The sequence below is a fragment of the Actinomadura pelletieri DSM 43383 genome (genome assembly GCF_003634705.1).
In the GTDB taxonomy this organism is placed as follows: Bacteria; Actinomycetota; Actinomycetes; order Streptosporangiales; family Streptosporangiaceae; genus Spirillospora; species Spirillospora pelletieri.
Genome location: NZ_RBWU01000002.1, coordinates 545,237 through 558,816, shown reverse-complemented (window position 1 = coordinate 558,816; position 13,580 = coordinate 545,237). Strand labels below are relative to the sequence as shown.

At 68.9% G+C, this 13,580-nt stretch carries 16 protein-coding genes; 2 read left to right on the top strand and 14 right to left on the bottom strand.

Annotated elements, in window-relative coordinates; genetic code table 11:
• Positions 1–36: 36 nt before the first annotated feature.
• Positions 37–417: a hypothetical protein gene (locus BZB76_RS09335; RefSeq protein ID WP_211342917.1), complete on the bottom strand. Its 381-nt coding sequence runs from the start codon at positions 415–417 to the stop codon at positions 37–39.
• A 147-nt stretch (positions 418–564) separates the two neighbouring features.
• Here BZB76_RS09335 and BZB76_RS09330 point away from each other — a divergent pair, with 147 nt between their 5' ends.
• Entirely contained in the window at positions 565–1,296 is a 732-nt protein-coding gene (locus tag BZB76_RS09330) for a DUF7873 family protein (RefSeq protein WP_121433893.1), read from the top strand.
• A 563-nt stretch (positions 1,297–1,859) separates the two neighbouring features.
• Here BZB76_RS09330 and BZB76_RS09325 read toward each other — a convergent pair.
• From BZB76_RS09325 to BZB76_RS09305, 5 genes are all read right to left on the bottom strand, one after another.
• Positions 1,860–2,966: a winged helix DNA-binding domain-containing protein gene (locus BZB76_RS09325; RefSeq protein WP_246006843.1), complete on the bottom strand. Its 1,107-nt coding sequence runs from the start codon at positions 2,964–2,966 to the stop codon at positions 1,860–1,862.
• Positions 2,967–3,037: 71 nt separating this feature from the next.
• On the bottom strand, positions 3,038–6,451 hold the full coding sequence (locus BZB76_RS09320; protein ID WP_147449388.1) for a DEAD/DEAH box helicase family protein: 3,414 nt from the start codon (positions 6,449–6,451) through the stop codon (positions 3,038–3,040).
• Between the two features lie 152 nt (positions 6,452–6,603).
• Entirely contained in the window at positions 6,604–6,807 is a 204-nt protein-coding gene (locus tag BZB76_RS09315) for a PspC domain-containing protein (RefSeq protein WP_121433891.1), read from the bottom strand.
• A 144-nt stretch (positions 6,808–6,951) separates the two neighbouring features.
• The gene (locus tag BZB76_RS09310) at positions 6,952–7,620 is read right to left on the bottom strand and encodes an HAD family hydrolase (RefSeq protein ID WP_121433890.1); all 669 of its coding nucleotides are present in this window, start codon (positions 7,618–7,620) and stop codon (positions 6,952–6,954) included.
• Entirely contained in the window at positions 7,617–8,264 is a 648-nt protein-coding gene (locus BZB76_RS09305) for an MBL fold metallo-hydrolase (RefSeq protein ID WP_121433889.1), read from the bottom strand. Before BZB76_RS09305 ends, BZB76_RS09310 begins: the two co-directional genes overlap by 4 nt.
• 87 nt (positions 8,265–8,351) lie before the next feature.
• Here BZB76_RS09305 and BZB76_RS09300 point away from each other — a divergent pair, with 87 nt between their 5' ends.
• Positions 8,352–8,543 (top strand): hypothetical protein, encoded by a 192-nt coding sequence (locus BZB76_RS09300; protein ID WP_121433888.1) that lies wholly within the window; start codon positions 8,352–8,354, stop codon positions 8,541–8,543.
• Positions 8,544–8,584: 41 nt separating this feature from the next.
• Here the strand turns inward: BZB76_RS09300 and BZB76_RS09295 are convergent, their stop codons facing one another.
• The 8 genes from BZB76_RS09295 to BZB76_RS09265 all read right to left on the bottom strand — a co-directional run bounded on the left by BZB76_RS09295 (position 8,585) and on the right by BZB76_RS09265 (position 13,567).
• The gene (locus tag BZB76_RS09295) at positions 8,585–8,881 is read right to left on the bottom strand and encodes a Fe-S cluster assembly protein HesB (protein ID WP_117398996.1); all 297 of its coding nucleotides are present in this window, start codon (positions 8,879–8,881) and stop codon (positions 8,585–8,587) included.
• Between the two features lie 25 nt (positions 8,882–8,906).
• Entirely contained in the window at positions 8,907–9,818 is a 912-nt protein-coding gene (locus BZB76_RS09290) for a DUF6177 family protein (protein WP_147449387.1), read from the bottom strand.
• 45 nt (positions 9,819–9,863) lie between these two features.
• Positions 9,864–10,526 (bottom strand): hypothetical protein, encoded by a 663-nt coding sequence (locus BZB76_RS09285; protein ID WP_147449386.1) that lies wholly within the window; start codon positions 10,524–10,526, stop codon positions 9,864–9,866.
• Between the two features lie 59 nt (positions 10,527–10,585).
• Complete coding sequence (locus BZB76_RS09280; protein WP_147449385.1) at positions 10,586–11,266, bottom strand: hypothetical protein; 681 nt, start codon at positions 11,264–11,266, stop codon at positions 10,586–10,588.
• A 178-nt stretch (positions 11,267–11,444) separates the two neighbouring features.
• A complete protein-coding gene (locus BZB76_RS09275; RefSeq protein ID WP_121433884.1) occupies positions 11,445–11,789 on the bottom strand; it encodes a DUF6507 family protein in 345 nt (114 codons plus the stop codon).
• A gap of 114 nt (positions 11,790–11,903) precedes the next feature.
• Complete coding sequence (locus BZB76_RS34665; RefSeq protein WP_170180556.1) at positions 11,904–12,077, bottom strand: hypothetical protein; 174 nt, start codon at positions 12,075–12,077, stop codon at positions 11,904–11,906.
• Between the two features lie 82 nt (positions 12,078–12,159).
• A complete protein-coding gene (locus BZB76_RS09270; RefSeq protein WP_121433883.1) occupies positions 12,160–12,765 on the bottom strand; it encodes a hypothetical protein in 606 nt (201 codons plus the stop codon).
• Between the two features lie 34 nt (positions 12,766–12,799).
• Positions 12,800–13,567 (bottom strand): SDR family oxidoreductase, encoded by a 768-nt coding sequence (locus BZB76_RS09265; RefSeq protein WP_121433882.1) that lies wholly within the window; start codon positions 13,565–13,567, stop codon positions 12,800–12,802.
• Positions 13,568–13,580: the final 13 nt, after the last annotated feature.

Here is a 13,580-nt window from a genome sequence, read left to right as displayed (position 1 = left end):
ATTTGTACAGACTTCTTAGGACATCAGGCGGCGGTTTCAGCCCGGCCGCCTGTCCTCCACGTGGACGGCATTGAGTTCGTGTCCGTCCCGATCCCGTTTGGACCGCCCCAAAAGGCCCACGGCCACACTTTCGGCCCCCTCCTCGACCTCCTCGGGAGCCACATAGGTCAGGATGTCGTCGTGGTGCCCGTACACGGCCCAGCCGGGCGCCGCGGTGAGGTCGAGCGTGCCGAAATCACCCGCCGGGCCACCCGCATGGACGGGCCCGTACTCCCTCAACAACTCGACCGCCTGCGCGGCCAGGTCCTCCTCGGGCTCCATGAGAATGACACACGTCCCGTGCTCGAACAGCACCCAGGACTTGTCGTCGCCCCGAATGACGTCACGCCATACCTGAACCAGCTCTTCTGTTGTCACGCCCGCGATTATGCCCGACTCCACCACCCCTGCCCACCACATTTCACGGCCACCAACCGTGACTTCGGACGCCCGGAAAATCAATTGAGGATTCTTCGCCGCGATCAGTACCGTAGGCCCCGTTCATGACGGAGAAGGACGGTAGACGTGGCAAAGCTCAATCAGATCATCGCCATCGAGAAAGGCGCGAAGAGCCGCGCTCAGCGCGAGATCGCCGATGTTCTGCGCACCCTGCAGAAGCCCGCGCTGCTGGCCGGAATCTCCCGCGTGTACCGGCCGAAGGACGACGAGGGCGAGACGCTTCCGCCGGAGTCCACCAAGGTCCAGGTGCGGTCGGAGGACGCGCTGCGGGACGTCGCGAAGTCCCTGACCCGACTGTTCGACGTGGTCGCCACCAAGGACTGGGCGAACCGCGACGCCCGCGCCGACGTGGTCGTGGACGGGCGGACGATCCTGGCCCAGGTCCCGGTCACCTACCTGCTGTTCCTGGAGAAGCAGCTCGCCGAGCTGAACTCGTTCGTCGACAAACTGCCCGTCCTCGACTCCGCCGAGTCGTGGACCTACGACGAGGGCCAGGACGTGTGGCGCACCGAGCCGGTCGAGACGTCCCGAACGAAGAAGGTGCCCCGCGCGCACGTGCTCTACGAGGCGACGGAGAAGCACCCCGCGCAGGTCGAGGCGTTCACCGAGGACGTCATCGTCGGAACCTGGACGAAGGTCGCGTTCTCCGGCGCACTGCCCGCGCGCCGCGTGAACGAACTGCGCGACCGCGTCGACCGGCTCCAGTCCGCCGTCAAGTACGCCCGAGAGGAGGCGAACGCGACCGAGGTCGACGACCGGCAGGCCGGCGACGCGATTTTCGGTTACCTGTTCGCATGACCAGACTCCCCCCGCTGGAGCGCGGGGGGAGCGCCCGCAAGGGCGCGAAAAGCTGAGGATGAGGCTCAGTCTGACAAGCGGTGACACTGGTGGTTCGAATCCACCCCCGGGCATTCGCGCCCGGGTGGCCCAAGTCCGGTAGAGGCGGCCGCGTCAATCTCAGACTCTCGCTCCAGAATCAGCATATGCCGTTCCCCTCAGGCGGCGGCGACTGCCTTTCCCGAAGTGTCAGTTCGAATCTGACCCGCGGCTCTCGTGCCGCGGTAGCTCAACGGTAGAGCGCGGCGAAGGAATCTCATCGGTCGTCGGATCATCGCCGAAGGCACATCACGACGGCACCCAAAGGGCTCCGGGGGCAGGGTATCCCCCGGAGTCCACCGCCGTCTCCCCTAGGGCCGGCACTCAGCCCGTCCAGTCGCCGACACGGATCCCGTCAGCGGGGCTCGGGGACCGCGAAGGCCGACAGGCGGGACTCCTCCTCGACCGCCGGTTCGCCCAGAAGCGGCGCTCGGCGCTCAAGGCCAGGGCAACCGCCTTCTCGATTCACCCTTGGGAGCAGGTGATCAGCTCGTCCAGGCGGTGATGTGGAGCTTGTGGGTCGCCTCGGGGGTGGCGAAGGTCAGTAGGCGGGTCGCCTCTTCCTCGACGGCCGGTTCGTCTGGGAGCGGCGCGAAGAGTTCGACGCTCAGGGTCGCGGTGTCCGCCTTCCTGTCGTGCTTGAGCGTCCAGAGTCCGTGGACGCGCCCGTCCACCAGCAGCGTGGGCTTGATCTCCGAGCCCACGCACACGATCCTGCGGTGCTCGTCGGTCATGAGGCGGGTGCGGTCGGCGTAGGCGAGGACCAGGTTGTCGAACCCGGGAAGGAACCGGACGGGCGCGGGCCCGTCGTCGGGAAGCCGCGCGTCGGGCAGGTCGAACAGCTCCACGCCGTTCTCGTCCCGGTGGACGCGCAGCTCGGGTCGCAGTTCGGTGAAGGCGGAGTCGGTCCGGCGCAGGCCGGACCACATCTGGAAGTCCTTGACGGACGCGGGCCCGAACGCGGCCAGGTAGCGACGGATCAGCCGAGCGGGGCCGACCTCGTGGAGCGGACGGCCGATCCACTCCTCCGCCAAGGCGAACGGGGTGGCACCCATCACGTTCCAGGTCCCGCTGGGCGGTGGGTGGACGACCGACAGCAGCGCCTGCGCCGACCAGCCGAGGGCCATCAGGTCTCGGTCGGGCCACAGCTCGGCGAGTTCACGGGCGAGTTGCGGACGGGTCAGGACCCGGCCGTCGAGGAGCTTGCGGGCCTCGGTGGCGAGTTCGTCGAGGTCCCAGTCCTTGGTGACGCGGCCGAAGCCCGCCTGGCGGGCCCGCAGAAGGCAGTGGTGGACGAGCGGACGCAGCCACAGGTAGTCGTCGGCCAACGCGAGGTGCTGGGTGCCTCTGAGCATCGTCCCCCGTACGGCGGAACGATCCGTCATGAGGTCCGTGAGCTGCTGTTTCCGGAACCCGGTCAGTCTCGTCCACAGCCCGTAGTACGGCACGTTGTTCTCCTGTGCCTGCATCGCCACGAGCCGTTCGATCGCGCCCCTGACCGACATGTCGGATCGCTTCAGGAGAAGCTGCCGCTCCAGCGCCGCCCGGTTCAGCGTCCGCCGGTCCAGTACCCGCATCGTGACCCCTGCCATCGGTGGAACGAATCGTTCCGATCCACTATATCAGAAACGGAATGCCACATTCCGCTTCTAGGCGGGTCGGGTCAGGCGCGGCCCCGGTACGCCTGCACGGCGTAGCGGAGGCGGGCGCCGACGAGGAGTTCCTCGTCGGGCGGGCAGCCGAGGAGGCGGGTGGCCAACTCCACGATCTGGTCGTCGGTCAGGTCCGGTTCGCGATCGGCGATATGGCCGACGAGCTCGACCAGTTCGGGCCGCTTGTAGGTGACGATCGACCGTCCACGCGTGACCTGGGCCGCCTCGGGGGTGGACGCGTCGTCCGGCCGGACAATGGGGACGGGCGCGGTCGCGGCAGGGTCGGCGGGCACGGTCTCGGCCGGGACGGTCTCGACCGGCACGGATTCGACCGGCACGGATTCGACCGGCACGGATTCGACCGGGACGGTCTCGACAGGTTGTGGTTGGCGGGTATTGGTGTCCGGGAGCGGGGCGGCGGGGCGTTCGTCGAAGACGGGAGAGCGGTCGGGCTCCACTTGCGGCGGTGCGGGCGGGCGTGGGGCCGGGGGTGTGGGCGGACGAGTCGTGAGGGCCGAGAACAGGGGAGACGTCGGCGTTATCACCCCTTGAAGGTGGGGTGGCAGATCCGTGGACGGGGACGGGCCCTCCAGCGGCGGGAGCTTCGAACCAGGTGGGCCCACCAGGATGATCCGCGGGGCCAGCCAGAGGAGGAAGAGGGCCTCGGCACCGGCCTCGTGTTCGCCGTCCACGATGGCGACGTCGAACGACCCGGGGGCGGGCGGGATGACCTCGGGGACGCGCCAGAGCGGGAGGATCCAGACGGGGACGATGTCCGGCGGGTTCGTGGCGGTCTCGGGAAGGTTCGTCCGGACGGCCGCCCAGGCGTGGGCGGCGGTCAGGTCGGCGCGGATGTCGCGGAGGCGTTCCTCGGCCTCGGCGAGCGCGTCGCGGAGTCGCTCCTCCTCCGACTCGGTCCGCTCGGCGATGCGGCGGGCGGCGGAGCGGGCCCATGACCAGGCCTCGTCCCAGCGGCGGACGCGGTCGTGCCATGCCTCGTCGCCATCGGTGGCGATCATAAGGTTGGCGAGGTCGGGATGGGCCGCCCGGAGGCGGGTGAGCAGTTCCTCGCAGCGGACCTGGAGGGAGCGTTCGTGGCGGGCCTCGGCGAGGGCGCCGAGCGCGCGGGCGTAGGCGTCGGGGTCGCGGGCGCCGATGGCGGTCAGCGCGGCGCGCAGTTCGGGCGGGTCGGCGTCGCCGACCGGGCCGATCGAGTCGCGTAGGGCGTCCAGGTCGGCGGCGGCGCGGTCGACGCCGAGGCCGTCCAGCGCGTTGCGGAGCGCCGCCGCGTACTCGTGCCAGTGGACGGGGTGTTCCAACGGGACGGCGATACCGAACCGGTTGAGGAGCGCCCTGGTCTCGTCCACGGCGGGCATGGCGTCCAGGACGCGGCCGAGGCGCGCGTGGGCGCGGACGAAACGGGCGACCCGTTCGGCGGGCGGCAGGTCGGCGGGGAACGAGATGCCCGCCGCCTCCCATACGTACTGGAGTTCCCGGCACGTGATCCGCACCAGGAGGTCGGTGTGGACGAGGTCGAGCAGCTCGGGCGTGGTGGGCGACGCTCCGTCCACCCGCACGGTGGCCAGCAACGGCTCCGCCTGGCGTTGCGCGGCCGAGCGCAGGGGGCCGCGTTTGAGCGCGCCGCCGCCCACCAGGTGGGCGCGCAGGTCGTACGCGGCCGCGGCGAGGGCCCGCAGGTCCGCGTCGGCGGGCAGGTCGATGCGATGGCCGGTCGCCTGCGCGACGGCCTGGTCGGCCCATCCGACGCGGGACGTCATCTCCGCGACCCGCGTCCAGATGAGCGCACGGCGGCCGGCGAGCGCGTCCCCGAAGGCCCGGACGGCGAGGTCGGCGGAGTTCCAGCCCCCGGGATGACCGTCCAGACCGAGGTCGCGGAGGGCGGCGCCGACGACGGAGGCGTTGCCGTCGAGCCGGGCGAGGAACGTGACGTCGGTGTCGCGGAGCCGCCGCGACAGGTCGGTCTCGGAGCGTTCGGCACGTTCCGCAGCGGCGGACTCCGCCTCGATCAGCGTCCGGACGTAGGCGGCGCTCGGCAGCGTGCCCGGGTCGACGTCCCGTTGCGCGGTGCGGGCCTTGCGTTCGGCGGTCTCCTCCGCGAGCAGCACGACGAGTTCGGTGGCCTCGGCGCGGGAGATCGGCGGGCCGGGCGGCAGGTCGGGGCGCACCGGCATCCACGCCAGCTCCGGGGCCTCGGCGCGCAGTTCCGCCTCCGGGCCCTGCCCACCGTCACCGACGGCGTCGTCGACACCGTCGCGGAGCCGGTCGCGGAGGCGGGCGGCGTGCCGGGCGGCGGCCTTCTCCTGTTCGGTCAGCGCGTCCACGTCCGGGGCCGGACGGGTGAGGATCTCGTCCGCCGTCCGCACCGCCGTGGCCGGGTCGGCGACCGTGAGGCCGGTGAGTCCCTCCGGCAGCGCGGCGCGCAGCGCGCCCGACGCCGCCGCGCCGGACGTGGCGACCAGCACACGGTGACCGCGGCCGAGGAGGCCGACGACCAGGTCCCGAACGGTCTGCGGCTCGCGTTCCGGCACGTGCATGACATGCGGCCGCCGGGACGGCGAGGCGAGCCGGGCGAGGCCCTCCGGAACGCCGCGGGGCAGGAGCCGCAGCAGCGTGGCGTGGTAGTCGGCGACGGCCGCGCGTCCCTGCGGGCGGACGACCAGCGCCGGAGCCAGCCTGATCTGCGGGACGGGCGCGGTCTCACCCGGGTCGGGCGTCCAGTCGTCGCGGTAACCGGTGGGCGCGGACAGGGCGGCGGAACACCAGGTGCGCAGCACGTCCCCGACCGAGGCGTGCAACCCGAACCCCTGCCCGTCCCGAACCGCGTACGACACCGAGTCGGCGGCGCGGAACCCGGGATGGCCCGACAGCAGTTCCCTGTCGCGCAGGGTCGTGTGCCCGGCCAGGATGACGTCGATACGTTCGGTGCGTTCGTCCACGACGATGCGCACGGGTGTGCTCAGCAGATGGTCGTGGACGACGGGACGCCAGGCGAGCAGTCCGGTCGCCAGGACCACTTCCTGGTCGGCCAGTTCACGCAGAATCCGGTACCAGTTGCGCAGGCCCAGCCAACCGTCGAACTCCTCCAGCACCGCCGGAGGCGTCAGCGGGATGACGGGAACGCTGAACAGAACGTCGCCCGGCCCCGCGTCCGTCTCCACGTAGACGTCGCCGGGCAGCTCGCACAGCCAGTAGACGTGGTCGTGCCGGGACACGTCCCGCGACGGGCGGCGCCGTGCGCGTGCCAGATCGCGCAGGTAACGCAGCAGTCGCGCCGCGTATTCGGATTCGTCGACGTCCCCCTGCGGTTCCCCGGGGAGCGTGCCATCCGCGGGCACCGACAGCTCGCGGGGGGCCGTCCCCCCGCCGGGAAACCGGCCTGGACCCGGGCCGCCCTCCTCAGGCACCGCGGCTCCTTCCCTCCCTAAGGGGTGAATCCTCTCCGTCCGGTCACCGAAAACCCAACGGGTCCGGCCACCGGGGACGAAACGGATTCACGGTGGTGCCACGATCTAACACCTCCGAGACGGCCCGGCCAAGGGTCAACGATGATCATGCGTCAGCGGACGCCCGCCATGTAACGGTCCTCGGTGGGCATCATCACCCAGAGCACCAGGTAGACGACGAACTGTGGGCCGGGCAGCAGGCACGACAGCAGGAACAGCAGCCGGACGGTCGTGGGCGTCATACCGAACCGGCGCGCGAGCCCCGCGCAGACACCGGCGATGATCCTGCCGTCGCGCGGACGATACAAGCCGTTCATGAGGTCTTCTCTCCCCGAATCGTTGAAGTGTGAACATGGCCGCGCCCTTCACGGCCATGTCTTCCACGCTACGAACCGGACAGCGGACGCCACATCGGTCGTACGACTTGTTCCACGCCATACTCGGGGGCTAGGGGACGTCCCTTAGGGGGCGTTATGGGCGGCGACGAGTTCGGGGAGACCGGCCAGATCGTCCAGGACGAACAGGCAGCGCCGCAACGCCTCGGGGTCCTCCTGGATGTGCCCCCACGGGCCGCGCCTGAGGAACGCGGCCCGCATCCCGAACGCCAGCGCGGGCCGGACGTCGTTGTCGATGCGGTCCCCCACGTACAGGACGCGGTCGGGCAGCACGTCCGCGAGCTGCGCGCACCGTTCGAAGAACTCGCGGGCCGGTTTCTGGACGTCCCACACGTCGGAGATCCCGACCACGTCGGCGTCCAACCCGAGCGCCGCGATCTGCTCGGCGGCCTCCACCGGCTGGTTCCCCGCGATCCCCACGAAAAGACCCTGGTCACGAAGCCCGGACAGGCACGCGCGGGCGTCCGGGTACAGATCGTCCGGGCCGAACCCGTTGGGGACGCCGGCCTCCCGCCGCCCGCGCTCCTCCGCCCGCAGGTCGAACCCCGGACGGAAGTACTCGAAGACGTCCATGTGCGTGCCGCCGGTCGCGAGCACCGCGCCGAGCTTGGTCAGGAACGTGTGCCGTGGCACGCCCAGCCAGTCGGCCCAGCGCCCGTAGATCTCCCCCTCGTTGATCAGCGTCTCGCCGATGTCGAAGAAGACCGCCTGAAGGGGCGGCGGACCAGGCTTCATGCGGTCAGGTCCACCGTGGTGCCGGGGGCGAGCCGGACGAACTCCCTGCCGAGTTCCTCGCCCGCCTTGGTCACATGGGTCTGCATCACCTTCAGGCCGATGTCGTTCAGCAGCCCGTCATGGATGACGAACGCGCGCTCCGGCCGGACCTCCCGCGTGTACGCGTACAGCTCGGGGATCTTCATCCAGGGCGCGTTGCCCGGCAGGCACAGCGTTCGGACGGGCTCCGACGGGACGGTCAGCGCGTCCCCAGGGTGGAAGACCTCACCCTCGATCAGGAACCCCGTGTTCGGAATCGGCGGCACATCCGGGTGCAGGATCTCGTGCTCGTCCCCGTACACGTGGACGTCGAATCCCGCAACGGTGACGGCGTCGCCGTGACCGACCTGGTGGACGCGTCCACCGAGGTCAGCAAGGTTCTCGGCGACGACGCGGGACGTCCAGACATGCAAGTCCGAACGTTCGGCCATGGCGGCGCGCAGCGCGTCCGCGTCGAAGTGGTCGAAGTGCTCATGAGTGATCAGGACCGCGTCGGCGGTGGCGAGGGCCTCGGACGCGTCGCTGAACGAACCGGGGTCGATCAGGATCGTCCGGTCGTCCCTACTGATCTGGACGCATGCGTGGCCGAGCTTCGTGAGACGCATCCGGAGATCTTTTCACGGTGGCCGTCCGATCGCCCGGACCACCCCGCGTCCGTCGCCGCGTCTGCCAGACTGGCGACCGTGACGCCCATGCCCTCCCCCGATTCCGAGGACGCGGGGCGGCCGTCGCGGGAGGAACTGGACCGACAGGCGCGTGACCGTTTCGGGTCATGGCGCGACCAGCCACGCGGTCTGGCCTGCGTGGTCGTCGCCGCGTTCATGGTCCTCACCACGGTGGCGTTCGTGCTGGCCGTGGTGGCCGTGATCGCGGCGGTGCGCTGAAGCCGGGGCGCCGGGACCGGCGCCCCGGCTCCGCGAGCCCGTCAGGTAGGGGTCCCGGGCCCCTCCGCGATGGTGAACGCCACATCGCCCTGCGGGTCGACCTGGGCGTCGAGGGTCTTGTCATCGAGCATCTGGGCGACGCCGGCCTCCAGGTACACCTTGGCGCCCTCTTCTTCCACGACCTGGTCGCCCGCCTCCGGGGCGGGCGCGACCGAGAGCCGCAGGGCGTCCGAGCCGTCGAGCCCGGACTCGATGCGGATGCCGGTCTCCGGCGGAAGTTCCGGATTCGCGGTCACGGTACGGATGACCTGGACGGCACCGCTGGTCAGCGTGAGCACGATCAGCTCCTCACGTCTCTGTCTTTCATCGGATCTGCCCCACCCTCCCCGATCCCCATACCGGTAAACCTCGCCGAACCCAGCCGTTCCACAAGCTCCCCCACCCGCCCCCCACGTCGAACCATTCCGTTCCGACCGCCAACCCGATCGGTGCGGGCAACCCCCGGAAGTACGGCTCGGCGGCCAGATCCCTGCGCCCCGGCATCGCCTGCACGGTCAGCGACACCAGCGAATACCGCGAGCACACGACCTCGGCGAGTTTCCCGAACGCCCGCACCACATCCTCCGCGACCGCCACGGTGAACGTCTCCTCGATCCCACCGACCGCCCGCGCGACCTCCGACGTGCCGATGGCCCCGTCTCCCACATGCACGAACCACGCCGGCTCGGGCGCCTTCCCTCGGCAGTACTCGGTCACCGATGCCGGCTCCCAGGCAACGGCCGCCGGTTCACACGTCCCCCACCCGTGGGGGCCGCTCCCGACCAACCACCGATAGACCACCTCGACGACGCCGCCGAGCATCAGCTTCTCGGACGCCTCATGCCGAACGGTGCCCGTCACCAGCACCTGCCGCCCCTCCGGCTCCACTCCGTCGTCGAACACCGGATGGATCTCCTCGCCCGGGACGAACCGTTCCCCGTCCCACTCCAACCGGAGCCCGCTCAGCCCGTCGTAGTACGTCCCATCACCGCTCTTGACCACCCACCGGGCCCCGGGCCCCATCATCAGCCGCAACGGCAACGTCATCCGACCGGGCCCGGTGGCCAGCGCGAACTCCCGCCCGCTCTCCGCACAGACCCGTAACGCCTCCCCCATCCGCACCGACAACGACGCACCCTCCACAACCCGCGGGACACCCCCGGCGACCTCCACCGCCGCCCGCACCTTCTCCTCCCGAGGCTCCCGCCCCAACAACGCCACCACATCTTTACTCACACCCGCCCCCAAATGACATAAAGATCGCCACCGACCGCGCTTTCTTCAGCCGGGAAGGCTTGAGCAGTAGTCGCGCCAGTGTTCGACCTCGTCTCGAACTTCGGAGGGCAATTCAGGGTTACCCAGAAGGCGAGCATAGAACGGAAGAGCCTCCTTCTGTCCCGCGCGCCCCGCAACACCGACCAGTCCGGCGCCGAACCGGCCCACCTTCGGAATGAACGTGGTGACGATCTCCAGGAAATCAGTTAGCCCGAACGGCTCCGAAACTCGCCTGAAGTAGGCGATCAACCACTCCTCCACCGTGCTCATGGCGCCGTCGACCTTGCCGCCGGTCCATATCCACGCCACCGCTTCAATGTACTGCTCAGGTGGTTCGTCCCAGTTCTTCCCGATACTCGCCGGATCGAATCTCTCGGCCCATCTCCTGAAGTTCCGCCACGTGAGATCCGACATCCTGGGCATGATCTGGAGAAGTTCGATCTCCCATCCCAACCAGTAGGCGTTGGCCAGCTCGGGCATGGCATCCTTCGCGGCAGCCACCGTCGCGCTCCGGAGTTCCACGAATCGCAGGAACGCGGAGTAGGAGATCAGGGCGGCCCTGATCTGCCGGGCATCGACGGAGAGTCGCCGCTCCAGAAGGTCATCCAGCTCCTCACCGCTGTTCATATCCCACGGCGGAGGCACGTCCGCCGACTCCGCCGCGACCAAGTCCCGCGCTTCACCACGCCCACTCATCAGCGAAGCCGCTCAACTAGATCGGGTTTCCGTCATTTTTTTGCCATGAGCCTATACCGATCCATCACGCTCTCTCTGATATCTGAAGGAATGCGCTCGTCCCGCCCAAGACGATCAAAATAGGGAAGAGCCTTCTCCTTTCCAGCCCTGCACATGATCCCCACAATAAAGAGACTGTGATGACCCAGTTTCGGTACACTCGCGGCAACCATCTCCAGAAATTTCGGGAGAGCCGGGTTCTCCTCGTCCCGCCGAAACTCCTGCACCAGCCACTCAGAAACGGCTTTCATAGCGATTTGCACGCTTCCGGTAGTCCAGATCCAGCCCACCGCCTCGACGACTTCGTCGGGCGGCTCGTCCCAAGAGGCACCGATCCAGGCCGGATTGAATTTCTCTTTGACCCACCGCCGGAAGTTCGACCGGGTCAGGTCGGTCATCGTGGGCATCAGTTCATCGAACTCCGAATCCATCAGGCCCCACGGCATCTCATCCAGCTTTGGTATCGCCTCGCGGGCCGCCTCAGCCTTGGTCCCATGTCGTTCCAGAAAGCGGAGAAGGGCGCGCAAGGAGTCAATGGCGGCGCCCATCTTTTCGGGTGTGTGACTGAGAGACGGATCGCGCTCCGCTCCGGGCGTGCTGTTCACACTCCACGGCCAAGCCACGTCCACCAACTCTGGCGAGATCATGTCCTGACCACCGGTGGATTCATTCATTAGGGTCCTTCGTGGCCGACTCTATCGTGCGAAACTCGGGCTGCGTGAAGAAATCGTTGGGGCTTCCTCCGGGATTCCTCTTCTCCCACTCGGCAAACTTACGTTCGACTGTCTCTTGCATGCCCGAGGCCCGCCGGGTCCAAGGGTCGCAGGATCTGTTCGATGCCGTCCGGGTTGATCATTTCCGCTTTCCCAGGTCGGCGGGGGTGGGGGCGATACGGGCGTTGCGCTGGGCGGCTTCGGCCATTTCCGCATCGCCGCGGAGATAGGCGTTGGTCGCGCGGGTGACGCCATTGACGCAGTTCGCGGTGCGTTTGGTCGCGAGGGCCAGCGTGTACTTGTGGTGCTGGGCGAAGCCCAGCAAGGCCTCATTGATCCGGCCGCTGCCGGAAGCGGTGCCCGCGGAGGACGCGGCGTCGAGGTAGGTCTTCGCCTGGCCTTCCAGGGGCTCGATCGCCGCGATGGTCCGTGCGACGGCGGCCCGGATACCGGCCACCTCGATATTCCAGCCGTCGATCGCCATAGGCGCCCCCCGTTGCTCTGACAACCTCAATGACGAGGGTAAAGGGGCTTATCGGACGATGTCAGCAGATTTCAGCCTTGGTTGTGGAGGACCTGCGGATTTCGGAGGACCGAATCAGCGGGGACGGAATTTGTCCGGGCGGAAGTTGCCCGGAGGTGGCGGCTCGGACGCGGCGCGTTCCGCCAGGTCGTTCAGGAGGTCGAGGCACCTGTTCATCTTCTCGGTCTCCGCCGCGAACTGCTGAGAGAAGGCTTCCGCGTCGTCAAAGGAGGGCGGTTCGATGTCCATCGTGGACCATCGTTACATAACGGGCCGACAGCAGGGGGCGACGTCCGGGTATTCGGTCGGACCCTTTTGGCATGGCGCTTTCTCAGGAGGGGCCCTCATAGGGGCCGCCTCGGAAGTACATGCTTCCGTGCGGGCGGGGGCGGTCGTCGCGCTCGTGTGCGGCGTCGGAGCGGTCGGCGGGGGTCGAACGGGTGGCCAGAGTTCGCAGTGTCTCCAGGCCGGCCAGGACCTCGCGGCGATTGTCGGATCGCTTCATCCAAACTGGCAGGCGCGCGAACATTGCCATCGTTGGACGGATGTCACCGCGTTCGCGCAACTTGGCGCCTACATAGGCCGACAGTTCGGTGACGTGTTCCTCGTTGTAAGCCCATAGGGTGTGGCCGACGCAACGTGTCTGAAGCCATAGGGGTCGGTGGAAGAACGGGTCCTCCGTACCGCCCAGGACCGCGCCGATCAGGCCGGTACCACGTCTTTCCGGCTCCCAGTCGGCGGCGGCACCACACCGTCCGCAGGCCAGGCGGCGTGGCTGGAACAGCAGCTCACTGGAGTATTCGGGGGCGGGCAGACCAGGGCGGGGAACAATGAGCGCGCGGCCGTTGCATCGCGGGCAGACCACAAGGATTCGGTCGGCGAATTGCGCCAGCCACCGTCCGGGGTCGTAATGGCGGGCTGGAGGTTCGGTGTTCATAACGGAGGGCCGTGGGTGAAAGTGACAGGGTGCTCTAGGTGATCGAGGCGCGGATGGTGGAGCCGCCGTCGACGATGAGGGTCTGGCCGGTCATCCAGGACGCGGTGTCGCCGGCGAGGAAGACGACCGCGTTGGCGATGTCCTCGGGTTCGCCGATGCGGCCCAGTGGGGTGTTGCGGCTGATTCGTTCTTCCTTGCCTTCCCAGAGGGCGCGGGCGAGGCGCGTCTTGACGAGGCCCGGGGCGACGCAGTTGACGCGGACCTTGGGGGCCAGTTCCATCGCGAACTGGCGGGTGAGGTGGATGACGGCGGCCTTGGTGGCGTTGTAGTAGCCGATGCCCTCCTCGGTGACGAGGCCGCCCACCGAGGCGATGTTGACGATCGCGCCGCCGCGTTCCGCCAGGGACGCGCGCAGGGCGAGTCGTGTCCACTGGACGACCGCGAACTGGTTGACCTGGACGGTCTTCTCCGCGGCGGCGGGTTCGATGTCGGCCAGCGGCCCGTAGTAGGGGTTCGTTCCGGCGTTGTTGACCAGGACGTCGATGCCGCCGAACTCGGCGACGGCGGCGTTCACACAGGCGGCGGCCTGGTCCGCGTCGCCCACGTGCGCGGATTTCGCGAGGACGCCCACGTCCGGGTGCGCGGCGGCGATCCGCCTCGCGGCCTCGTCCAGGGCCTCCTGGCCGCGGGACGACAGGACCACATTGGCGCCCTCGGCGGCCAGTGCGGTGACGATGGCCAGGCCGATGCCACGGGAGGCCCCGGTGACCAGGGCCGTCCTTCCCCGTAGTCCGGTTCGCATGTGCCCCTCGATT

Coding starts and splice junctions, on each gene's coding strand:
- BZB76_RS09280 (WP_147449385.1), bottom strand. CDS start 11,266: ATGAATGAATCCACCGGTGGTCAGGACATGATCTCGCCAGAGTTGGTG.
- BZB76_RS09315 (WP_121433891.1), bottom strand. CDS start 6,807: ATGAACGGCTTGTATCGTCCGCGCGACGGCAGGATCATCGCCGGTGTC.
- BZB76_RS09275 (WP_121433884.1), bottom strand. CDS start 11,789: ATGGCGATCGACGGCTGGAATATCGAGGTGGCCGGTATCCGGGCCGCC.
- BZB76_RS09265 (WP_121433882.1), bottom strand. CDS start 13,567: ATGCGAACCGGACTACGGGGAAGGACGGCCCTGGTCACCGGGGCCTCC.
- BZB76_RS09325 (WP_246006843.1), bottom strand. CDS start 2,966: ATGGCAGGGGTCACGATGCGGGTACTGGACCGGCGGACGCTGAACCGG.
- BZB76_RS09305 (WP_121433889.1), bottom strand. CDS start 8,264: ATGCGTCTCACGAAGCTCGGCCACGCATGCGTCCAGATCAGTAGGGAC.
- BZB76_RS34665 (WP_170180556.1), bottom strand. CDS start 12,077: ATGGACATCGAACCGCCCTCCTTTGACGACGCGGAAGCCTTCTCTCAG.
- BZB76_RS09300 (WP_121433888.1), top strand. CDS start 8,352: ATGCCCTCCCCCGATTCCGAGGACGCGGGGCGGCCGTCGCGGGAGGAA.
- BZB76_RS09310 (WP_121433890.1), bottom strand. CDS start 7,620: ATGAAGCCTGGTCCGCCGCCCCTTCAGGCGGTCTTCTTCGACATCGGC.
- BZB76_RS09270 (WP_121433883.1), bottom strand. CDS start 12,765: ATGAACACCGAACCTCCAGCCCGCCATTACGACCCCGGACGGTGGCTG.